General features: G+C 44.7%; 15 protein-coding genes and 1 pseudogene. 2 read left to right on the forward strand and 14 right to left on the reverse strand.

What is annotated here, in order from left to right:
- Positions 1 to 16: 16 nt before the first annotated feature.
- The 12 genes from GC096_RS07310 to GC096_RS07365 all read right to left on the reverse strand — a co-directional run bounded on the left by GC096_RS07310 (position 17) and on the right by GC096_RS07365 (position 16608).
- The gene (locus tag GC096_RS07310) at positions 17 to 982 is read right to left on the reverse strand and encodes an ABC transporter permease (protein ID WP_312886214.1); all 966 of its coding nucleotides are present in this window, start codon (positions 980 to 982) and stop codon (positions 17 to 19) included.
- Between the two features lie 168 nt (positions 983 to 1150).
- Positions 1151 to 2980 (reverse strand): cache domain-containing sensor histidine kinase, encoded by a 1830-nt coding sequence (locus GC096_RS07315; RefSeq protein ID WP_216626055.1) that lies wholly within the window; start codon positions 2978 to 2980, stop codon positions 1151 to 1153.
- Positions 2980 to 4005, reverse strand: coding sequence for a response regulator (locus tag GC096_RS07320; protein WP_171629584.1), 1026 nt, complete (start codon positions 4003 to 4005; stop codon positions 2980 to 2982). The genes GC096_RS07315 and GC096_RS07320 overlap by 1 nt, the downstream gene beginning before the upstream one ends.
- 175 nt (positions 4006 to 4180) lie before the next feature.
- Positions 4181 to 5008, reverse strand: coding sequence for a carbohydrate ABC transporter permease (locus tag GC096_RS07325; RefSeq protein WP_171629839.1), 828 nt, complete (start codon positions 5006 to 5008; stop codon positions 4181 to 4183).
- Positions 5009 to 5075: 67 nt separating this feature from the next.
- Entirely contained in the window at positions 5076 to 6032 is a 957-nt protein-coding gene (locus GC096_RS07330; protein WP_171629585.1) for an ABC transporter permease, read from the reverse strand.
- A gap of 14 nt (positions 6033 to 6046) precedes the next feature.
- Positions 6047 to 7846 (reverse strand): sensor histidine kinase, encoded by a 1800-nt coding sequence (locus tag GC096_RS07335; protein ID WP_171629586.1) that lies wholly within the window; start codon positions 7844 to 7846, stop codon positions 6047 to 6049.
- On the reverse strand, positions 7843 to 8859 hold the full coding sequence (locus GC096_RS07340; protein ID WP_171629587.1) for a response regulator: 1017 nt from the start codon (positions 8857 to 8859) through the stop codon (positions 7843 to 7845). Before GC096_RS07340 ends, GC096_RS07335 begins: the two co-directional genes overlap by 4 nt.
- 3 nt (positions 8860 to 8862) lie before the next feature.
- The gene (locus GC096_RS07345; RefSeq protein WP_312886215.1) at positions 8863 to 11238 is read right to left on the reverse strand and encodes a glycosyl hydrolase family 95 catalytic domain-containing protein; all 2376 of its coding nucleotides are present in this window, start codon (positions 11236 to 11238) and stop codon (positions 8863 to 8865) included.
- 89 nt (positions 11239 to 11327) lie between these two features.
- Positions 11328 to 12890: a type 2 periplasmic-binding domain-containing protein gene (locus GC096_RS07350; protein ID WP_312886216.1), complete on the reverse strand. Its 1563-nt coding sequence runs from the start codon at positions 12888 to 12890 to the stop codon at positions 11328 to 11330.
- A gap of 120 nt (positions 12891 to 13010) precedes the next feature.
- A complete protein-coding gene (locus GC096_RS07355; protein ID WP_171629588.1) occupies positions 13011 to 14204 on the reverse strand; it encodes an alpha/beta hydrolase family protein in 1194 nt (397 codons plus the stop codon).
- A 31-nt stretch (positions 14205 to 14235) separates the two neighbouring features.
- The gene (galA, locus tag GC096_RS07360) at positions 14236 to 16365 is read right to left on the reverse strand and encodes a beta-galactosidase GalA (protein WP_171629589.1); all 2130 of its coding nucleotides are present in this window, start codon (positions 16363 to 16365) and stop codon (positions 14236 to 14238) included.
- Between the two features lie 15 nt (positions 16366 to 16380).
- Positions 16381 to 16608, reverse strand: a complete 228-nt coding sequence (locus tag GC096_RS07365; RefSeq protein WP_171629590.1) for a hypothetical protein — start codon at positions 16606 to 16608, stop codon at positions 16381 to 16383.
- A gap of 129 nt (positions 16609 to 16737) precedes the next feature.
- Between GC096_RS07365 and GC096_RS07370 the strand changes: the two genes are divergently transcribed.
- Entirely contained in the window at positions 16738 to 17574 is an 837-nt protein-coding gene (locus tag GC096_RS07370) for an AraC family transcriptional regulator (protein WP_246302638.1), read from the forward strand.
- 108 nt (positions 17575 to 17682) lie between these two features.
- Here GC096_RS07370 and GC096_RS07375 read toward each other — a convergent pair whose 3' ends face one another.
- Together GC096_RS07375 and GC096_RS07380 are read right to left on the reverse strand one after the other, a co-directional pair.
- Entirely contained in the window at positions 17683 to 18894 is a 1212-nt protein-coding gene (locus tag GC096_RS07375; RefSeq protein ID WP_171629842.1) for a right-handed parallel beta-helix repeat-containing protein, read from the reverse strand.
- An 84-nt stretch (positions 18895 to 18978) separates the two neighbouring features.
- Positions 18979 to 19623 (reverse strand): annotated as a pseudogene (locus tag GC096_RS07380) (3-keto-alpha-glucoside-1,2-lyase-like domain-containing protein); the annotation flags it as partial.
- A gap of 781 nt (positions 19624 to 20404) precedes the next feature.
- Here GC096_RS07380 and GC096_RS07385 point away from each other — a divergent pair.
- Positions 20405 to 21232 (forward strand): helix-turn-helix domain-containing protein, encoded by an 828-nt coding sequence (locus tag GC096_RS07385; RefSeq protein ID WP_171629592.1) that lies wholly within the window; start codon positions 20405 to 20407, stop codon positions 21230 to 21232.
- Positions 21233 to 21254: the final 22 nt, after the last annotated feature.

Here is a 21254-nt window from a genome sequence, read left to right on the forward strand (position 1 = left end):
TTTTCTTTGCACCTCTCTACCACAGGCTGGTTTGCCCTAATTTTTTGGCTGCTTTGTTAACTGTGTACAATAAAATAAGATTGATGACAGAAGTGAACAATCCAATCGCGGAAGCGTAGGAATATTTAATTCCCGTTGAGAGCAGACCCACCTTGTACACGTAGGTATCAATAACCTCAGATGAACTGAGATTCAGTGGATTTTGCATCAACAGCACTTTTTCAAAACCAACATCCATTAAATTCCCAACGCTAAGAATCAACAATATAACGGCAACCGGCAAAATCCCGGGAATATCCACATGTCTCATGCGTTGCACTTTACTCGCACCGTCCATGACAGCGGCCTCATGCAGAGAAGGGTCGATGGCAGCCAAAGCGGCTAAATAAATGATACAGCCAAAGCCTACATTTTGCCAAATACCTGACCAGACATACAGCGACTTAAAGTTGTCCGGATTTCCGAAGAAATCAATTTTCTCAAAACCCAATTGCGCAATAATCATGTTGACGATACCAGTTTTGGGATCCAACAGTTGGATAATGATCCCCATCATCACGACCATCGAAATGAAATGTGGTGCGTAAGTAATCAACTGCACCGATTTCTTGACGAAAGAACGATTTACGTAGTTTAAGCAAAGCGCCAGCAGGATCGGGAATGGAAACCCTGCAAGCAAGCTGTAAAAGCTTAAGCCAAGCGTATTTTTGATTACCTTCCAGAATTCATAGGAGTTAAAAAAGTTTTTAAAATGCTTTAACCCAACCCAGTCACTCCCAAAAAAACCTTTATGAGGCACATAATCTTGAAAGGCAATGACTGCACCGTACATCGGTATGTATTTAAAGATGAGTATGTACAAGATGGGCAGTATGGATAGTAGATACAATTGAGGCACTTTTCTAATATTCGTGAATAACTTACTTCCGAATTTGATTTTTACTTTGCCATGTGAGCTAGTCACTTTACGGACGATTTCCACGCCAAGTCTCCTCCTCTCTTTTGTTATCTTTATGATACGTTTTCAAGAGAAGGCGAACATACTAGTTTTTTAAGCACCTAGGTAACTAATTTATGGTTTTCCAGTTATCTTTTACACACAAAAAAAAGGATGGCGTACCTCCTATTGAAGGAACTTCATCCTAGTTGGCTATATGGCTATTGCAGCTGAGGCATAACTCAGCTCATCTCGCTGACTCGGCATGCGCAACGTTAACTTGGCCCCTGCCTCAGTCTCATTGTTGTCAATACATAACCCGTATTGCTCACCAAAAACAATTTGAATCCGGCTGTGCACATTGGCTAACCCGATCCCACCCTCGCGCTCTATACGAACGGGCAACTGGGAAGTGCTCACATGCTGTGCGGCTAGCTTAGCCTGCAGTTCCTCCAGTCTTTCTGGCGTAATACCCACGCCATTATCCGTAACGGTTACGATGAAATCATCCCCATCCATACAGGCATCAATACGGATCCGATGGTGGCTCTCGATGCCATCAGGAAATGCATGCTTAAACACATTCTCGATTAACGGCTGCAAGGTGAGGCGCACCATTTTTTTCAATAAAAGGTCCGGCGGGACTGTAACTTCGATTTCAAACTCGTGACCTAAGCGGTAATTCATAATATTCATAAAATGAAGCACATGCTTCAATTCATTGGCAACCGTTATTTCCTCCAAGTCGGCACGTACCGAATAACGAAGCATATACGATAGAGATCTAACGATCTCTTTGATTTCCTGCGAATCCTGAACGACAGCGTAACAAACGATCGTCTCCAGCGTATTGTAGAGAAAGTGAGGATTAATTTGTAATTGCAAGGCTTGGAATTCAGCAGACTGCCTTTTCAACAAGTATTCCTTATTCTTCAACTCCTCGGCATAGACTTGCTCCATAAGCTCTTGCAGTCGTGAGACCATCATATTGTAGCTGACCGTAAGTCGGTCCATTTCGTCCGTTCTGCCGCTGATGGCGACATGTGTCCAGTTTCCTTTTTCCGTTTTGCGCATGCCGTTTTCCAGCATTTTGATGGGCCGAATGATGGATTGCCCGAATCGGTAGGCAAGAATCAACGCAATTACTAGCGCAATCGCACAGGTGTATACCGTTGTTTTACGAATATTTAACGCAGGCGCTCTAAGCTCATCAAGCGGCATGGAGGCAACCAACGTCAAGCCCGTATAGTCTGATCTTCGGTTAAAATGGACACGTTCAACATCATCTTTATATTCGAAAATCTGATTTTGATTTTCACGCAGTTTGGTAAACAGTCTGGCATCCAACTGCTTGCCAATCATGCTGGACATCGGGTGATAGATGATTTTCCCTGTGTCATTCACAATATAGAAATACCCTGTTTCCCCCAGACGGATGCCCTTCCATAAAGATGTCAGCTCTTCGATATTAAGCTCAATGCCAAGTATCCCTTTGAAGATTTTCGATGTCTGGCGATCTGAGATTTTGCGTGTTAGTGCTAGCTTCCCGTCCAGAAAACTCCAATCCATAATCGTTAATTTGCCGTCTTTATCTGTAATTTCCTTCAAGGAGTCCAGCTTATCCAACAGGATCGAGTTGCTGAAATCTGATGTATCCGCATTATGATCATAGATGCTAAGCCCGTTATATCCGAGTAAATACACCATACTAATTTCAGGATTATTAATAAAAAGAGGCTGAAGGACCTTCTCTTTCATCGGTCTGATGGATAGGAAATAAGGAATGAAATTGTTACCATCTAGATTCAAAAACTCTTTCACATTCGTTGATGTAATCATCGAAACGGTAGCACGATCGTATTTCTTCAAATACATATCCGTATGATTCATCGCATTATCGACGATTTGAGTTAAGAGCTCATTGGTTTGCTTATCCACTTCCTTGGTGGATTGAACATACAGAACTAGGCCGACGATAGAGGAAGATATCACTATAACGATCACGAAATATACGAACATACGCAATGCCAAGCTAGATCTCATTATTTGATCCCCAGCATACTACGGTATTCCGTCGGCGAGCAGCCTGTCATCTTCTTGAAAATTTTAGTGAAATAAGGGTAGTTCTGATAACCAATCGTCACACCGACATCAACAACCTTATAATGTGGCATCTCGAGAAGTTTCTTAGCCATTTCGATCCGTTTCTTCATACGGTATTGAACAAACGTTTCATTCGTCATTTTCTTGAAAATATAACTAAAGTATGTGGGTGCAAGTCCCATTTTCTCTGCCACTTCTTCGAGGCTCAGCTCTTCCGAAATGTTATTGTCAATGTAGGACTTCGCTTCTTCAAATAAGCTCTTCTGATTCCCACCCCGCCATTGAAACAATTGATGATACAGATGGACGAACTCTGATCGTAAATAGTCCATAGCTTCAATCAAGCTATTCAATTGTACTGGCGAAGCCTGAGTGGTAAAAGTCACCAAGCCACGAGAGTTCAGTTTTTTGACTACAATCTTCAACCCATCTGCCATCATCTGATCCAACTGCTGAACTTGAATCCCTTTCATCATGTCGCTTTGTGACCACTCATCTATAAGGGCATGGAGGGCAGCCAAATCCGCAGACCAAATCGTTGCTTCAACGCGTTCCAGCCACTCCTCTATTTGAAAGAAGGAGATGGGCGTCGCCTGATCTTGCTGTACAAGCAATTTATTAAGCACGGGATACAACTCATGTTCCGTAAGCGGTTTCAATAAATATTCTTTGACGCCGAAAGTAAGGCATTTCTGTGCGTAAGAGAAATCATCATACCCAGAAATGACAACAACAGGGAAATTCACATGCAACTCTTGAATGGCTTTACACAATTCCAATCCGTCCATCTTTGGCATCCGTATATCCGTTAGCATCATATCCGGACGTTGCTTGTTGATTTGCTCGAGAGCCTCTACCCCATTCGCTGCGACGACCGTGCGAAATAAAGGGCTGCACTGCCTGACAAGCTGGGCCAGCCCCATCCGAACCATCGGTTCGTCATCTACAATGAGGATATGTTTCATTTCGCTAGCACTCCCTTTTTGAGCTGGGTTAAAAAAATCCTTGTGAACATTTTACCACAGTGCTAATTCATAAGTAACTTTTTTCTACACTATACGCCTCGTAGTCATACCATTGTATTATGTTTTTTTACGATCCTATATGTTATTTTACTACATGCATTCTCCAGATCCCCACCTATGATTTAATGGACCCGACCATCATGCCCTTCATAAAATGCTTTTGCAAGAACGGATATACCAACATGATCGGTATTGTAGCGACGACGATAACGGCCATTTTCAGCCCCTCGGGTGAGACCAAGAGCATCAAGTCTGAGGTTGTATCCGATGATCCCATATTATCCGTAATAACAATCTCCCTTAACCGAACTTGGAGCGTAATCAGCGAGCGCTTGTCAATATAATAGAGGGCTTGTGAATACATATTCCAATTCGATACCGCATACATAATCCCCATTGTAGCCATGACCGGTTTCGACAGTGGCAGTACGACTTTCCAGATCATCCGAAGCTCGCCACATCCATCAATACGGGCTGAATCCAACAGCTCAATGGGAAGATGGATAAAAAAAGAACGCATCACGAACAGATTAAAAGCGCTTATCGCGGATGGAATCATTAATACCCAAAGTGTATTAAGCATATGCAAATTTTTCAAAAGCAAATAATTCGGAATCAATGGTGCATGGAAAATCATCGTTATCAACACAAAAACCAATGCAGGTTTCCGAAATACGTATTCTGAACGGGATAACGGGTACGCTAAACTTGCTGTTGCCGCTAGATTAATGAACGTTCCGAGAACGGTAATCGTTACACTATTGCGAAATGCCATCCAGATGGTGGAATCCTTCAGAATCATATGATAATTCTCCAGCGTAAATCCTACCGGCCATAGGCTGACCTTTCTGCTATTAATTGCGACAGCGTCGCTGAAGGATTGGGCAATCACATGCAGCAGTGGAAGAAGCATAGTAAGTCCGATCATTAACAGCAATATCATGTTAACTACCTGAAATGCTCGCTGGCTGGTTGTAGAAATCACATCTTTTACCTCCTTGTGACTAGCGTTAGTATAGACTCTCTCCTGTTGTTCTTTTACTCAGCGTATTGCCAACAATAATTAATGCTAAACCAACAAATGATTTAAATAGTCCAATCGCGGTGGTGAAGCTATATTGACGATCGACCAACCCTGCTCGATACACGTAGGTATCCAGAATTTCTCCATTTTCGCTGTTCAGAGGATTCAGGAATAAATACACACGTTCGAAACCGAAGTCCATAAAATGCCCGATTTGCAGCAGTAGCAATATCGTAATCGTCGGGAAGATAGATGGTAACGTAATCGACATCACCTGACGGAACCTGCCCGCTCCATCGATCTCAGCTGCTTCATACAAATCTGGGTTAATGCCAGCAATTGCAGCAAGATATATAATGGTACCCCAGCCGCTGTCTTTCCATATGCCAGATCCAATCAGAATAGATCGGATGTAACTGCTCTCGCCCATAAAATAAATAGAATCCACACCTAACCAACCTAACACTTGATTTACAATGCCTGTTGTCGGGGACAGCAATCCAATAATAATTCCGCCGACAATGACCCATGACAGGAAGTGCGGCATGTAAATAATCGTTTGTACCAATCTCTTATATCCATTAAACCGAATTTCATTCAGTAATAAGGCCAGAACAATAGGTACGGGGAATGCAAATATAAGGTCATACATACCGATTAACAGTGTGTTTTTCAAAATGATCAGAAACTCCGGATACGTAAATAAACGTTTGAAATGTACCCAACCAACCCAAGGACTGCCCGATATCCCCTTGAAAATATTATAATTTTGAAACGCGATGGAGGAACCGAATAAGGGGATATACTTAAACACTGCAAAATACAGGAGCCCAGGAATTGAAAGCATATACAAGGGCCAATATTTCTGAATAAATGCCCACTGAGATCGCGCATTCGCAAACTGGAACTGTTTTTCTCCAGAGATGTCCGTTTTCGAAGCCATAGGATTAGCTCCCTTCATTTTTTTGGCATCAACATGTTGATCTTCGTGCCTTGCCCAATCTCGCTTACAATCTGCAATCCATACTGCTCACCAAACACCATTTGAATCCGACGATGCACATTTAAGATACCTATGCCGCCGATCCCTTGCGTCGATCCACTTTCTGCAAGCCGGTTCTCGCTAAGCTTCTCCCGCAGCTCTTGCAGTCTTGCTTCTGCAATCCCTACGCCGTTATCTTCTACACTAATCCAAAAAATCGAATCATCTTCGCCCGCGTGAACACGAATAGCATGGTGGTCCTCCACACCGTCTGGAAAAGCATGCTGAAACGTATTCTCCACTAACGGCTGAAGTGTCAGCCGCACCATATGACGAAGCAAATAAGTCGGATCAATGTCTACTTCCATATCAAACTCTCGTCCGATCCGGTGTTTCATCACGAGCAAGTAGTGCAGAACATGTTTAAGTTCATTGGCTACCGTGATTTCTTCCAAATGAGTCTGTACAGAATAGCGAAGCATATAGGCCATTGCCTTCACGATCTCATAGATTTCCTTACTATCCTTAATAACCGCATAGCATACGATCGTTTCTAGCGTGTTATACAAAAAGTGGGGATTGATTTGTAGTTGCAGCGATTGAAACTCAGCTTTCTGACGCTCAATACGATTTTCCTGATCCCTTAGCTCGGCTTGATATACTTCATCAACAAGCTCTGCGAGTCGACTAACCATCAGATTATAGCGATTAATCAGCTCTACAATTTCATCACGGTGATTGGGAAGCGGCAGAATGACCCACTTTCCTTTCTCCGTTTCACGCATCGCGCTTTTTAGTTTGCGTATCGGGCCTGTGATCGACTTCCCAAACCTGAAGGCAAGCCATAGAGCGAGAATGAGTGTAAACCCTCCAACAATAATCGTTGTAGTCCGTATCGTGTCGGTTGGTCTATGCAATTCATCGACGGACATGGAGACAACAAGCCGCCAATTGCCATATTGGGAACGACGGCTCATGAACATGCGTGATTTCCCATCAATCTTAGAGGTGAATGCATGCGTACCCGCTTCTATAACCTGTTGATGAATTGCTTCCGGCATCCCCTTGCCGATCTGCTCTGCAGTTGGATGATAGACATAGTTTCCGTTACCGTCGGTGATAAAGAAATAACCATCGCTCTCTAAATCGATGCCCTTCCATAACTCAGACAGCTCCGAAGCTCTCATCTCAATGGCGAGAATACCCTTAAGTTCTGTAGACGAAAGCCCGCGGATACGGCGAACGAGCGTCAGTGTCTGATTGGCTTGCTCCGGTAAAATACTATGATTCAGTACAACCAAACTGCCATTCGTCGTCGTATTATGTTGGAAATAGTCTAGCTGTTGTTGTATTTGCTCCTTCGTGAACGAACCCGCGTTAATCCCGTTGTAAACATACATGGCATTGCCATTGAAATTCATTAAGAAGATATCAGTAATTTCCGGATTTCTTATAAAAATAGGTTCGATGCCTACTTCTTTGACAAGTTTACGAAGTTCGTAATAAGGATATCCGATTTCCCCTTCTGGCAGATCAATGAATCGTTTAACATCGTTATTGCTGAGCAAAGACACCATGGAGCGCTCATATGCGCGAATATAATAGTCAGTGTGATATACCGCATTACCTACGACTTGAGTCAACTGCTTCTCAACAATGTGTTCCAACTCACGCGAAGAGGCTTTGTACGAGAAGTAACCAACGCTAGTTAAAGAAATTAAAATGACGACGAGGTAAGATAGAAACAACTTCTGATATAAATTAAAATTTTTCATTTAATTCCTATGGAATTACGGTATTCCGACGGGGACACGCCATAAATTTTCTTAAAGGTTTTGGTAAAATGCGGGTAGTCTTCATAACCTACTTCAATGGCGATATCAAACGTTCGCATATGAGGAATGGCGAGCATGTCCTTCGCTTTTTCCATCCTTTTATTCATCCGATAGCTTACAAACGTTTCGCCCGTCATCCTTCTAAATAACGTACTGAAATAGGATGGAGAAACCCCGATCAAATCCGCCACCTCTGTTAGCGTGATCTCAACAGATAATCGCGTATCGATGTAGAGCTTCGCCTCTTCCATTGGATCTTTGTAATTACCCTGCCGTGAACATTGTAGTTCTTTCATCAAAGCTCTCATGCGACACTCAAACAAGATATACAGATCCTCTCGCGTCGAAGCCTTTAGCGGATCTTGCAAACCTGGCATGCTAAATTGTTTCTTTTCTTGAAAAAAGTTGCCCAATAGGTGCAATACATCATCTAATTGATGTTTCAATTGATTGATAGTTAACAAGCTGCAACGTTCTCGCCACTCCGTCATGAGTTGGGTCATTTCATCCATCTGCAGCGACCAAATACTCTCTTTTATCCGTTCAATCCACTCTACGTACCCTGAGATCGATATACAACTTTGCGCATGCAGCTTGAGAATCTGATCGAATATATCGTGCAAATCAGGCGGCGTAACAGGTTTCAACAAATAGTGCTTTACCCCGTAAGACAAACACTTCTGCGCATACTCAAAATCGTTATAGCCGGAAATGACGACCTTAAGCAAATTAGGATGACTATTGTGCAGGATGCGACAGAGCTCTAATCCATCCATTTTGGGCATACGTATATCGGTGATGAGTAGGTCCGGCTCAAAATGGCTAAACCGATCGATTGCCTCGAGTCCGTTATTCGCCGTCTCAATCGTTTGAAATGGTTGCGTGTATTGTTGGGCCATCTTCATCATCCCGCTGCGAATTATCGGTTCATCATCCACAATCAGTACTTTCATCCTTCAATCCTCCACACGCCTAAGTATGACTGATAGATGAAGCGGAGCCTCCAAGATCGAAACTTGCCTCAGCTTCAGTTCAAATTTGTCAGTGCTGTCTCTTAGTCCAACAGCTGATTCAGGAAATAAAAGATCTATTGGTTTGCAGCCTTGTGTAGAGCGGAGCATGATGTCGAGCCTACCTTCAGACACATCCCACTCTAACGTGCACTCGACTCCGCCACGCGCTAGCAGTGGACCCGCTTTTCCTTTTCTCCAACGGGCAGGCAGCGCAGGTAAAATATGCAGCTCACCGGGAATTGAGAAGAGCAGCATTTCTTGGATGGCAGATGTCCATCCCATATTGGCATCGATCTGCACGGGAGCCCAATCCATGTCAACACCGATTCCCATACCGCGCCAGTCATTATGCAGGGTAATTAGATTGTTCATGACACAGGATCGGGCCAATGTCTCCAGACATTCGAGTGCCGAATCGCCTTGACCCATTCGCGCATAATTGTTCGCCATATGCGCCAGCGACCAGCCTGATTGCTCTTTCAATCCCAAACCTAAGCGTTTCTCAATGGATGTGACGAAAGCTTTGTAAAGAATAGGATCGTTCTCACGCGTTACCTCAGTTCCGGGAAATACAGGGTATACATGCGATTCATGGCGGTGATGATCATTTTCCTCATAATAAGGATGCATCCATTCCCTAATGGCGCCATCTTCCGTTAGTTGATACGGAGGGATTCGTTCAAGCATTTGCCGCCATGTCGAAATGTCTTCCAGATACATCCCAGTTGTCTCGGCCCCTTCGATGAGGTGTGTCAGAAGCTCCTTGGCAATGGCAAAGTCCATCGTTGCGTTCATCGTGGTTCCCATTGAGCTGCCAGGACCCTTCCAATAATTTCCTGGTGTATTTTCTGGTGAATTAGAAGGGGAACTCTTCCAGTATCCGTCATCATCCATCGTAAAAAAGTCTTCATAGAACAAAGCAGCCTCCCGCATGAACGGCAGCGCCCGCTCTCGCAGAAATGCCAAATCTCCCGTGTGCAGGTAGTAATCATAATAATGTTGACTAACCCATCCCGCTCCCCCTGTCCAGTGAATAATATGCGGGGACGTATGCTTTAACAGCCCTGAGCCTGGTACGCTAGGTGCCGGGATAAAGATTCCGCGACAGCCATACAACTGTCTGGCATTGACTCGGAAATCATCCATGAGCTTTTCCATATAGTTAAAGACGGCAAGTAACAGCTCTGTCATGTTGCCCGACAATGCCTGCCAATACATCATCTGAAGGTTCTCATTGACCATGTGAAATGCCCAAACAGCGTCATAATCGCCGAACCATAAGCCGTATAAATGGCAAGGCTGCCCCTCTGCACGAGAACTTGATATTAGCAAGTAACGACCATATGCCCACATTTTCTCAATTAGTGCGTCTGGCGCTTCCCCTTGATAGGCTTGCATCAACAACTCTTCGTTGGATAACTCCCGCCCATCTGCTGCTAAGTCAAACGCCATCGCCTGAAATAAGCGGCCGTGTTCCAGCACGTGATCTGAAAGCAAGGTATCATAGCAAGTGGGAAGCTCGTTCAGCTCTTCATCCAATCTGCGCCATTCACTTTCCCTATTTCCACGAGTAAATAGCTTAATAATGACGAAGACCGACTCGGCATTCTTCACGGTTATACCAACCTGTCCGGAACTTGTATGTCCACCTTGATGGATGACGCGGGCTACGCCTCCGAAATCATCCCCGTCCGGATGTTCTGCGGCATAATAAATGGTATTACCCGTAGATTGCATGTCTTCGCCTTCGGGGAACACAATACCTGACTTGCGAAAGTCTCGTTTATCATGAAGCTGCATGCGTAACTGCGCTTCAATCGATTGCGGTCCCCATTTGCGAATATCGATGACGACGGCATCCGCAGTTCGGGATACAAACAACCTCCGCTCGTAACGGGTATCCCCATCTGTCCAGCTAACGGACACTTCTCCAGTCTCCATTTGAAGCGTTCTTTTATAGGAGCGGAATGCTCGGCGAAGGGGCATGAATATCTTAAGATCTCCCAGTGGCAGAGGGGACGCCAGTTTGGGTTGGTAACCCTGATCTTTCAGTGCATCTGAAAGCACTTTGTCTGCTTCGGGAGCTTGACCTTCATTCAGCAAGCGTCTTACCTCTGCCAATCGATCACTCACATCCGGCAGCGGCATCGTAACACCGTTCCACCATAAGTCTTCGTGGTTCAGAAGAACCGTCTCTTCGTGAACCCCTCCGTAGACAGCCGCTCCAATCCTACCGTTACCAGAAGGCAATGCTTCCCGCCATAAAGAACGCCACCAAGAAGCTGGATAGTTCATTGAGATGAGATTTTTCGTGTTCACTGATGTATCCTCCTAGTCATTGTGCATAAAGAAGGAAAAGTATTTGCTTGGAAAACCAAACAAATACTTTCCATCATGCACATGGGCAGCTATTTTCGATTACTTGAAACGATCACACCTGAGCCTTTTTTATAACGGTCGTTTGCTTCTTTAAGAATCTCGTTTCCGCCTTTGCTCTTGTATTCTTCAATCACTTTCGGCCAGTCTGATATCGGCTCTTTGCCATAGATCATTTTGATCATATGGTCAATGATCTGTTTAGGACCAACATCATCGCCTAGTGGCGCTAAATCCGGATACCTAGAGAAAGATTCAAGTCCTGGTACAAAACGAACCGATCCTAGACCTTCTTTGGAAACAACCGTATCCAAATACTGAATCATATCTCGACCTTCCGGCGTCAACTCTTCTCTTGCCTTATTGTATTTCGCATCATGGACGAACCAGAACATGCCCCGGAATCCGTCCTCATCGATCTCTTCTGGTTTGGTTGGCGGCGTAAACTTCACTTTGCCATTCTCCATGGTGTACGTTTCGCCTTCAATGCCGAATGAGAAATATTTCTCAGCTTCCGGTGTCGTCATCCATTCAAAGAATTGAATGATTTTAATCGCTTTATCCTTCGATAGCTTACTATTCAAGTAGTAAGATGTGTTAATACTTGAATACAGCATGTGACCTCCCCAATTCTCAGGTCCACGCGGAGAAGGAATAATGTCAATTTGGGCATTCGGAACTGCCGTCTTGACCTTGTTGCGGTAATTGGATAATCCGGCCGCGTTGGCCGACCACATCCCGACCTTGCCGGCATCAATGTTTTTGCCGTAGTCCGTAGAGGAAATGGACGCAAAATCCTTCGGAATTAATCCTTCATCGAACATCGCTTTGTACGCTTGAAGTGCTTTTGACATATTATCTACATCAAAAAATTTCGGAACCACTTGGTCTCCCTGTACTTCGAATTGAGAGGGAAGGACATCATAAGCTCCCAGTATGGTATCTGCATATTTGAAGTTTTCACGCAATTGATAGGGATTTTCAACTCCTATCTTTTTAAAAGCACGCATGACGTTCAAGAAATCATCAACTGTTTTGGGTGCGGGCAAACCTGTTTGAGCAAGCAAATCAGCCCGAATGAATGTCGCACGCCTAGATGGATTGGATAACCAAGAAGGTATTCCGTATATTTTTCCGTTGAAGCTCGTTTCTTGCCACGCTTCCTTCGGTACCGCTTTCATAATATTCGGTGCATATTGTTTGATCAGGTCATCAAGCGGCATGAACACACCAGCTTCCACCGAGCCAGCCATACCTTTCGTGGTAGCGCCTCCAACATTTTGCACAACATCAGGAATATCATTGGATGAAAACATCAAGGACATTTTGGAATCAAAATCTTTGAGTGGGATCATCCGAAGGTCTAAGTCCGCTTTGGTCAATTCCTCGAGCTTCATCACCCACTTTTCTTTATTAACATCTGCTGATTTCTCGGCATATTTATTCCCAGATGTCGTTATCGACATTGAAAATTTCAGCTTTTCATTTACCTTTGCAGTCTCTTCACTGCTCTTCTGTGTAACTTCACTACTGCATCCTGAAATTACGCTGATCGCCAAAACACCGAGCCATACCTTACCCCATATTTGTTTCACATACCCACCTCTATTTCAAGATTAACTCAAGTTACACTTGGTTATTCCTATCTTAATCTTCCAAATAACCGATGGGCATGTATTTTTTTACACTACTCTTGTGTTTATTTTTAAAAATGACTAGCCCTGGTGCCCAAAGACATGCACAGGTGTACTCACGATATAACCGCGTTCATCCGTGATTTGAATGAAACATGCAGACGTGTTTTCCTCAAGTACTGCTCGAATTTCATTTGAACCCCATTCGATGTGTGCTTCCTTCGTAAGCCATTCAATCTCAAACCAGTCTGATATCTGTGTCGCGTATCGCAGCTCTGCCTTCACAATGGGAAGCTCTGACCTAAATACGACGATTACTTCCCCCACGTTCACTTCTTCACGTAGAATCTGTGGCAGTGCGCGACCACCCTTCGTTATGTGATCAGCAAAGGCATAAATCTCTGGTGGTTTCCATCCCGCTGCATGCGAGTGTCTCAATCCAAAATGAATGCTAAGGCTTGAGTCCACGCTGCCCTTGCATGACGCTTGATACGATTTACTAAATAAGTGAAGCGGAAAATGAGGATCATGACTCCAATTCACCCATAGCATGGGAATCGTAATCCGATCGAAATACGCCGAAGGATCCCACAATTGCTTCATCTTCTTCGCATACTCAGGCGGCATTTGCTGAAAGCTTTGTCCATACTTATTGGTTGCTTCGAACAAATAGCCACAGCCATAGACTGGAATGGCATAAGAAAACCGTTCATCCACACCTGCAACAATACTAGCCACGATTCCTCCCCACGAAATCCCGTGCAGGCCAACTTGATCGCTAGCCACGTTTTCAAAGGAACGCAGAAAGGAATGCGCCAGAATGACATTCGCAACGGCGTGGAACATCCACTGCTCTTCCACGGGGATTACATAATCTGCAAATTCAACTTGCCGAGAGGGTCCGCTCCATGCGTGTTCTGGCCATACACCTTCCGTAGTCTTGGTCGTAGCGATATGCCCTTCCAGATCCATGGCGATGGCTGCATACCCCCGGTCGTTCCACAGCTGTACCCATTCTTTGAAAGCAGTCCCTCCGCCTCCATGAACGAGAACTACGCCAGGGATCTTGGCTCCTAATGCAGCATCAGGTATCCCATAATAGGCAAATACGCGTGTTTGCTTACCTTGGTAAGGCAAGGCCTCATACATAATGGCTTTGATCTGATCATCATCCATTTCAGGAACGGATACTGCCTGTGCCGCTTGATATAGTGATTCCAGGTTCCATGGCAGAGGCGGGTGATTGTTTTCCCTGTTTTGATATTCGTTTCCCACTTGATTTCCTCTCTCCTTCGCTTCGTATTGATTATCGTGCCGCTATCGTTATTTGGGCAGATTGGAGACCGATCGATGTTCCCGAAACCACAATCTCCCCCGGGGTACTTCCGCTCTGAATTAATAACAGGCAATAGCCATTAAATGCCCGACGACGATTCGCCTTATCAGGTTCATGACTGCTTGGATTACCGTTGCCAACCCCCAGAATGGTCCCGGCGCCTTCTACCGTGAAGTATACTTCGTTATCCGCGATCGGTACAAGGTTATCCGCTTGGTCACGAATCGCTACTTTAACTACACAGACATCCGTTCCATCCGCCTGTATGTCGGTGCGATCTGGCTCCATATGTACTCGGTATGGTGAATCCGTCGTCTTCACCTTTTTCTCAGCAAAAAGTTCGCCTTCCTTATAGGAAATTGCTGTAAGTTCCCCAGGTTCAAAAGGAACTTTCCATTCTAAATGCCCAGCTTTAATCATAGGCTGCATGCCAAGCGTTCGTCCATTTAGCTGCAGTTCAACCTCATCCCCATTGGAATAAACCCAGACGTCCACCAGTTCGCCTTCTTTTCCAGCCCAATTCCAATGCGGCAACAGATGTACCATAGGCTCTTCCGTCCAAACGGATTTGAGATAATAATAAACATCTTTTGGGAAACCGCATGTGTCCATGATGCCAAAATGAGAAGAAATGCACGGCCACCTGTAAGGAGTGGGCTCGCCACGATAATCCAAACCTGTCCAAAGGAATACGCCTGTCAAAAATGGATTCTCAATTACGTCGTTCCACGCTTTTTCCACGGTACAAGACCAAGAAGGCATATAAATCCCTTCATAGGATGGACAATAGCCTCGTTCTGTATCAATGGCATAAATACCGCGGGTGGTTGTGCTGCTAGCGCTCTCACTTCCAAGAATGATTCTAGACGGATGATTGAAATGATCGGTCAGATCTTGTTGCTTTCTTTGCCCGTAATTGTAACCGACAATGTCAACTTGATCGCTGTACCCCTCTCCATTCCAGCCATGATTCATAGCCGCAAGCGTTGGTCGAGTAGGATCCAGTTTGCGGGTCAGATTGGCAAGTGTTCGAAGAATGCGTGAGCCTGTTATCTTTCCTTCCAATATCTCTTCATTCTCCATGCACCAAACAATAATTGAAGGATGGTTTCGATCCCTCCGGATTAAGCTTTCTAGATCGGCAAGCCCGCTAGGAGAACTATCCAGCTTCCGATTCTCATCAATGACCATCATGCCTATACGATCACAGATAGCAAGCAATTCCGGGGTAGGCGGATGATGTGCGCTTCGATAAGCATTACAGCCCATTTCCTTCAATAACTGAAGCTTATATGCGATAACACGATCTGGTAAGGCAACGCCAACCCCTGCAAAATCTTGATGATTACAAGTACCCTTGAGTAGAACAGGTTTTCCATTGAGTAGGAATCCTTCTCTCGTAAAAGCAAGGGTACGTATACCGAAATGGGTTTCATAGGTATCCACGACTTTCTTCCCCATACTCACTTCCGTGATCAATTGATAAAGAACTGGATGATCAGGTGACCAGCATTGTGGGAGTGCTACATCTACCCTGTTCTCGACTTCCACCTGATCGAACCAGGCTACCTCTACGCTTTCCGATGTAAAAGCAACCATCTCACCGGCTTCATTCACGATCGTGGAAGTAAGCCAACATACGCGATCCTTCTCATACTCGTTGTGAATAACTGTGCGGATGACTACCTCAGCACGCTGCTCCGTCACATGAGGTGTCGTTACATAAGTTCCCCAATGTGCGACATGGAGACGGTCCGTTTTCTGCAGCCATGTATGCCGATATATGCCGCCTCCCTCATACCACCAGCCTTCATATCGCGTAGCGTCGACTCTTACAACGATGACATTATTCCCTTCATCACCGTAGCGCGCTTGATCAGAAATATCATAATGGACTTCCGTGTATCCACTTTCATGTGTTCCAAGCAGATGTCCATTAAGCCATACGGTACTGACACCCATGACGCCATCGAAATGAATAGTTATCTTTTTCCCACAATCTTCGGCGGGTAACGCAAACATTTTCCGATATAAGCCAATACCCGTAGGCAAATAGCCATGACTGCCAGGCCGGCTTCCAAGGTTCGGATCATTCCGCACTTGTTCCTCCACAACCTAATCGTGAGGAATGCTGATCCGTTGCCAATCCTTTGGTACAAGGGCATCTTCTGTCGTTTGATCTACAAAAGCAATTTCTAACCATTCTCCCTGTTCTTGACTCCCAATGTCTGTGATGCCACCTGTCTTTCCTGCTTTTACAGCGTATGGAATCGGTATATCCCCTTTATGGAAAAACCAATCCCTGTCGAAATTCACTTTCGATCTTACTTTTTGATACGTCATTTCAATGCACTCCTTTAACAATAAATGTATGCCATATAACTTTATTGAAATTATATCCCCGAACAAAACCTTCAACAATCAAAGAATATTTATGATAATATAACAATATTAATATGAAGAATGAGCGTGATGACAATGAAACATTTCTTCTGGCATGTCCTAACCGATATTGACTTTCAATTACCTCTTTATCTGGTCTCGACGGGCTACTGGGTGAATCAACCAACCGTAGTGAGAAAGGATGGCTACAAGGCATATCAATGGATTCAATGCTTTGATGGGCAAGGAATTCTCGAAATCGAAGGGAAGTCGATGACACTTTCCAAAGGACAAGGCATGTTACTATTCCCGGAAGTACCTCACCGGTATTATCCCGTAAAGGAACCATGGACGGTACAATGGGTTGAATTTAATGGACATTTCGCTGGGCCACTTCTGCAATCCATGGAATTTAACTGCTCTATGGTTCTCTTTATGACGAAGCCTGACTTGGTCGAAGCCAGAATCAATGAAATTAATCATCTGTACAGCATTCGCAATCAAATCTCAAGCTATGATGGTTCCCATCTGTTGTATGGCTTGCTTATGGATTTATTCCGATATACATCCACATCAGATACGCGCTCGAATCAGGAGCAATTGGAGCAGCTAAAGCCGGTTATCGACTATATCCAGCAGCACTTTGGGCAGCCCCTAACCCTTCAGGACTTGGCCAATCAACTGGGTGTTACACCACAATATACGTGTGTTCTGTTTCAACAAACATTAGGTACAAGGCCTTTCGCCTATATCAACCAGTATCGGATTCTTAAAGCGAAGGAATTTCTTCAATTATCCCCTGATCTCGAAATCAACCACATTTCGGCGAAGGTTGGCTTTGAAAGTCCAAGCTATTTTATTAAGTTGTTTAAACGAAGTGAAGGCATCACGCCAAATCATTTCCGAAGCGTGTACAAACCAACATGAAAAGGCTATATCTCACTGTAGATGAACTACGAGAGATACAGCCTTGTTGCTGTTAATTCGAGCAATAGTAGCTTGAGAATAAAAAATCAGTTTCCTTGTTTTCTAAGGTTACTTCCGGCCAATATTAGTTCCGCTAGGTGTTCCTGTGCCGATCAAATCACTGCCTGTGGTAAGCTTCAAGAAGTTGCCTACATTCGGTGACCCATCGGCATTCCGAGTGAGCGTTGGCGTTAAACTTACGAAGTCTGCATCACTCGCTAGGAGACCTGCAGCATTGGTACTCTTCCCGCTTTTCCACCAAACATTCGAACTAGCTACATCCGTTCCGCTGGTCTTGTCACTCGAAGTCCCTTTGTAAGACAAGTTATTCGTGAACGTATGTGTGCCGGTGTCAAAAGTAAAATTGCCTTCACCATTACTAAATGATGTATTATTCGTCAGCGTAATGGATCCAGGGTTACTGTTGAACGTAAATCCGTGTTTTTTATTGAGATAGGCGACGGAATTAATCACAATATGGTTGACTGCTATTTTTTCCCCACCTAATTTATACCCGTTCCCGTCGCTACTGCTGGTCGAGTTTCCTGACGATGTTTGACCGTTATGATGCGCTACGCTATTCTTAATCGTGATCGGATCAATCGGCCCTGTATCCGATTTGGTATACAAATCCCAACCATCATCCGTGTTGTACGACGAAATACAACCATCAAACACATTGCCAGGTCCCGTAGTTAGCTTAGCAGCGAATCCATCCGCATCTTCCCCGTTATCGGGATCGAAATTGTCGTGCGAGTACACGTTCACAATGTTATTGTTTGCAGGCCACTCACTACGAGTTGCTGTTGAAGCAAAGCGACCAAGCTGAACGCCTGTATCCCGATTATCGTGGACGTCCAAATTCTCCAAACGATTGTTATTCCCTGCTACATATACACCATTATCGGCGGCTCCCTTAATCTCGATCCCCTTAATCGTCCAGTAACTGCCATTCACTTGTAAGCCTCTGGCATTCAGGGATACATCTGCTAAATTATAGCTCTGTGAAGAGAAATCCAGGACTGGCTTCTCGGATCCATAAGGCATGATTTGTTTGATTGCGCTAGCAGTACCATTATTCGTTCGATCAATTGTAATTTGATTGTTGTAGCTATACGTTCCGCCTCGCAAATAAATAACCCCGCCGGGAGCTACCTTCGTCAGCGCTGAACTCAGTGTCGTCGGGCTTGTCAATGTCCCTGGATTGCTATCAGAGCCATTCGGATCCACATAAACTGCGCCTGCTGTTGGAGGAGGCGTAGGTGATGGACTTGGTGACACTGAAGGTGATGGTGTGGATGATGGTGATGGCGATTGTGTTGGTGCCGGTGTCGATGTTGAACCGGAGCTATCGGAAACGAGGATATCATCAAAACTTGCTGCCGCCTTAAAGCCCACTAAACCAATGCCGCCAGAACTTAAGCTCGTATCTGTTGCTGTTAGCTGCAAAGTACCATTCACATATATGCGTATTGTCGATCCAGCTAGTTCTAGCTTAACGGTATACCACGTACCTACGGTAAGCGGGTAATCCAAGGTAGCCAATGTCGTACTGGAACCGCTTACCTTTTTGCGAATTTCAAGCTTGCCTCCATTGCTATTATACAATGATGCGGCGTAGAAATTGTTTCCATCTTGATAACGACCCGCCACATAGACGCGATTGGAACCATTCCAATTATCGATTTTCACCTTGGATTCAACGGCATAATCTGTCCATGATGCATTCCCCGTTGATGCGCGCCCTTCACTCGAACTGGTCTGGCGATACACATAGGAGCCATTGTCTTGAACCACCGTCCATGCGCCATTCTGTGTCGACCAGCCGCTTGCGTCCCCATCATTGAAATTGTCACTGAACAGATTTGCTGCGAAGACAGAAGGAATGACCAACACGCCAGCAATCACTGAGGATGTTAGTAGCGCTGTAAGGGAGTGCGCAGGTTTAAGCTTTTTCATTATTGAATTTCCTCCTTCAAGTGATTTCTTGCTTAATGAACACGTTAACATTTAATCCATACTGCCACGTTAAAGTGAGGCTAAGCCGTTAATCAGCCCCCCCCTCATCCTTATTTCTCCCGGCTTCAAAGAGGAATTAACCTGTATCCAAGTCACTATCCGACTATATCCAGTGATTACCAAGTGCGGCAATAATCATTTTTACATAAATTAACTTTTCAATCTAAAAATAGGTCTCTTTAACCAGGAACAATCCCTAGCTCAGAAGATAATCATTTAGTTTGTTTTGAGGCTAGAGAGCTGTTCTGAAGGTGCGTTCTAGTTAGGTTCTACATTGCCCTGCGTTACCGCGAGTATAATCGTTTCCCTCGCATATTCAAATTCTTTCATCTCCTAACGGACAAGAAAAACGTTATTTGGCATGGAGAGAGACTTCCCCGAATCTAACGGACACGTCTGCTGCTATTTGCACCTAAACGCACGAAATAAGCAAAATTCTAGTGAATAGTGGCGTTTGTGTCCGTTAGAAGTTCAAAAACACTGTTTTGGAGCAAATAACGGCCACTGTGTCCGTTAGCCAACTACTTTCATCTAAGCGCTCAATCAGTTGTATAAATCGCTTCCTCCGCTTCGAACTACAACGAACAAAAAACCGCTCCCCTGCATCGCTCCAATGAGCGCTATGCAATGAAACGGTGTGTGCTTCAATCCGTTGATCTCCATTCTCAAGGTGAACATACATCCAGTTCTATACTCGGATATCATGCTGTTTTCCTTTTTCCAAAAAAGTTATACTTAATCCTATGAATCCCCTAAAAGGAGTGATCCATCCTTGCAGTATGAACGCCTGCCCCTAGCTGCCGGCTACACGATCCAAGAGAAATACGCCCAATTCACCGACCATGATTTACATATGCATGATGCTCTCGAGGTCAGTATAGCGCTGGACCAAGGGATGAAATACAAGATCGGAGATGCCTGCTATTATGCAGGTCCAGGGGATATCTTCCTGCTGCGCCCCTTCGAGCCACATTGGAATTTAACCCAAGAGGAGGGGCAGCCCAGTCGCTGGATTATGCTGCTCTTCTCTCCATCTTTCGTTGGGGTCATGCCCCGAGGTTCCAGTTTGCTTACACCTTTTTACATGACGAAATCTTCACCACTCATTCCAGCGGATTCGGTCTACGCTCAATCGGTAAAAAGACTGGCCCTTGAAGCTCTCGAGGAAGCGAAGCACGCACTGCCCGGCTGGGAACTTCAGCAGCAAACCTTGATGATTCAAATGCTTGTTCATATGCAGAGGTACTATGTGACGCATAACCGCGATCAACTACAAGAGGATTCCTCCGCGCAGGGCATTATCCAGGCCATCGAATATCTCATGTCGCATTGGGCTGAGGAAATAGATATGGACATTGTGATTGAACGATCTCACCTCAAGAAAACGTGGTTCTATACCAAATTCAGGGAAATGACGGGCTTAACTCCGAATGAATTTATCATTCGGTTACGGCTTCAATATGCCGGTCATTTGCTTCAATCCACAGCGAAATCCATTACGGACATCGCCCTAACTTGTGGCTTCGGGTCAGCGAGTTATTTTAATAAAGTATTCAAAGAGCTCCAGCACTTGACTCCAAGAGAATACCGCAAGCGTTGAACCCTTGTCGTACCCACTCCGC

Origin of the sequence: Paenibacillus plantarum (assembly GCF_013141695.1) — a bacterium.
In the GTDB taxonomy this organism is placed as follows: Bacteria; Bacillota; Bacilli; order Paenibacillales; family NBRC-103111; genus Paenibacillus_E; species Paenibacillus_E plantarum.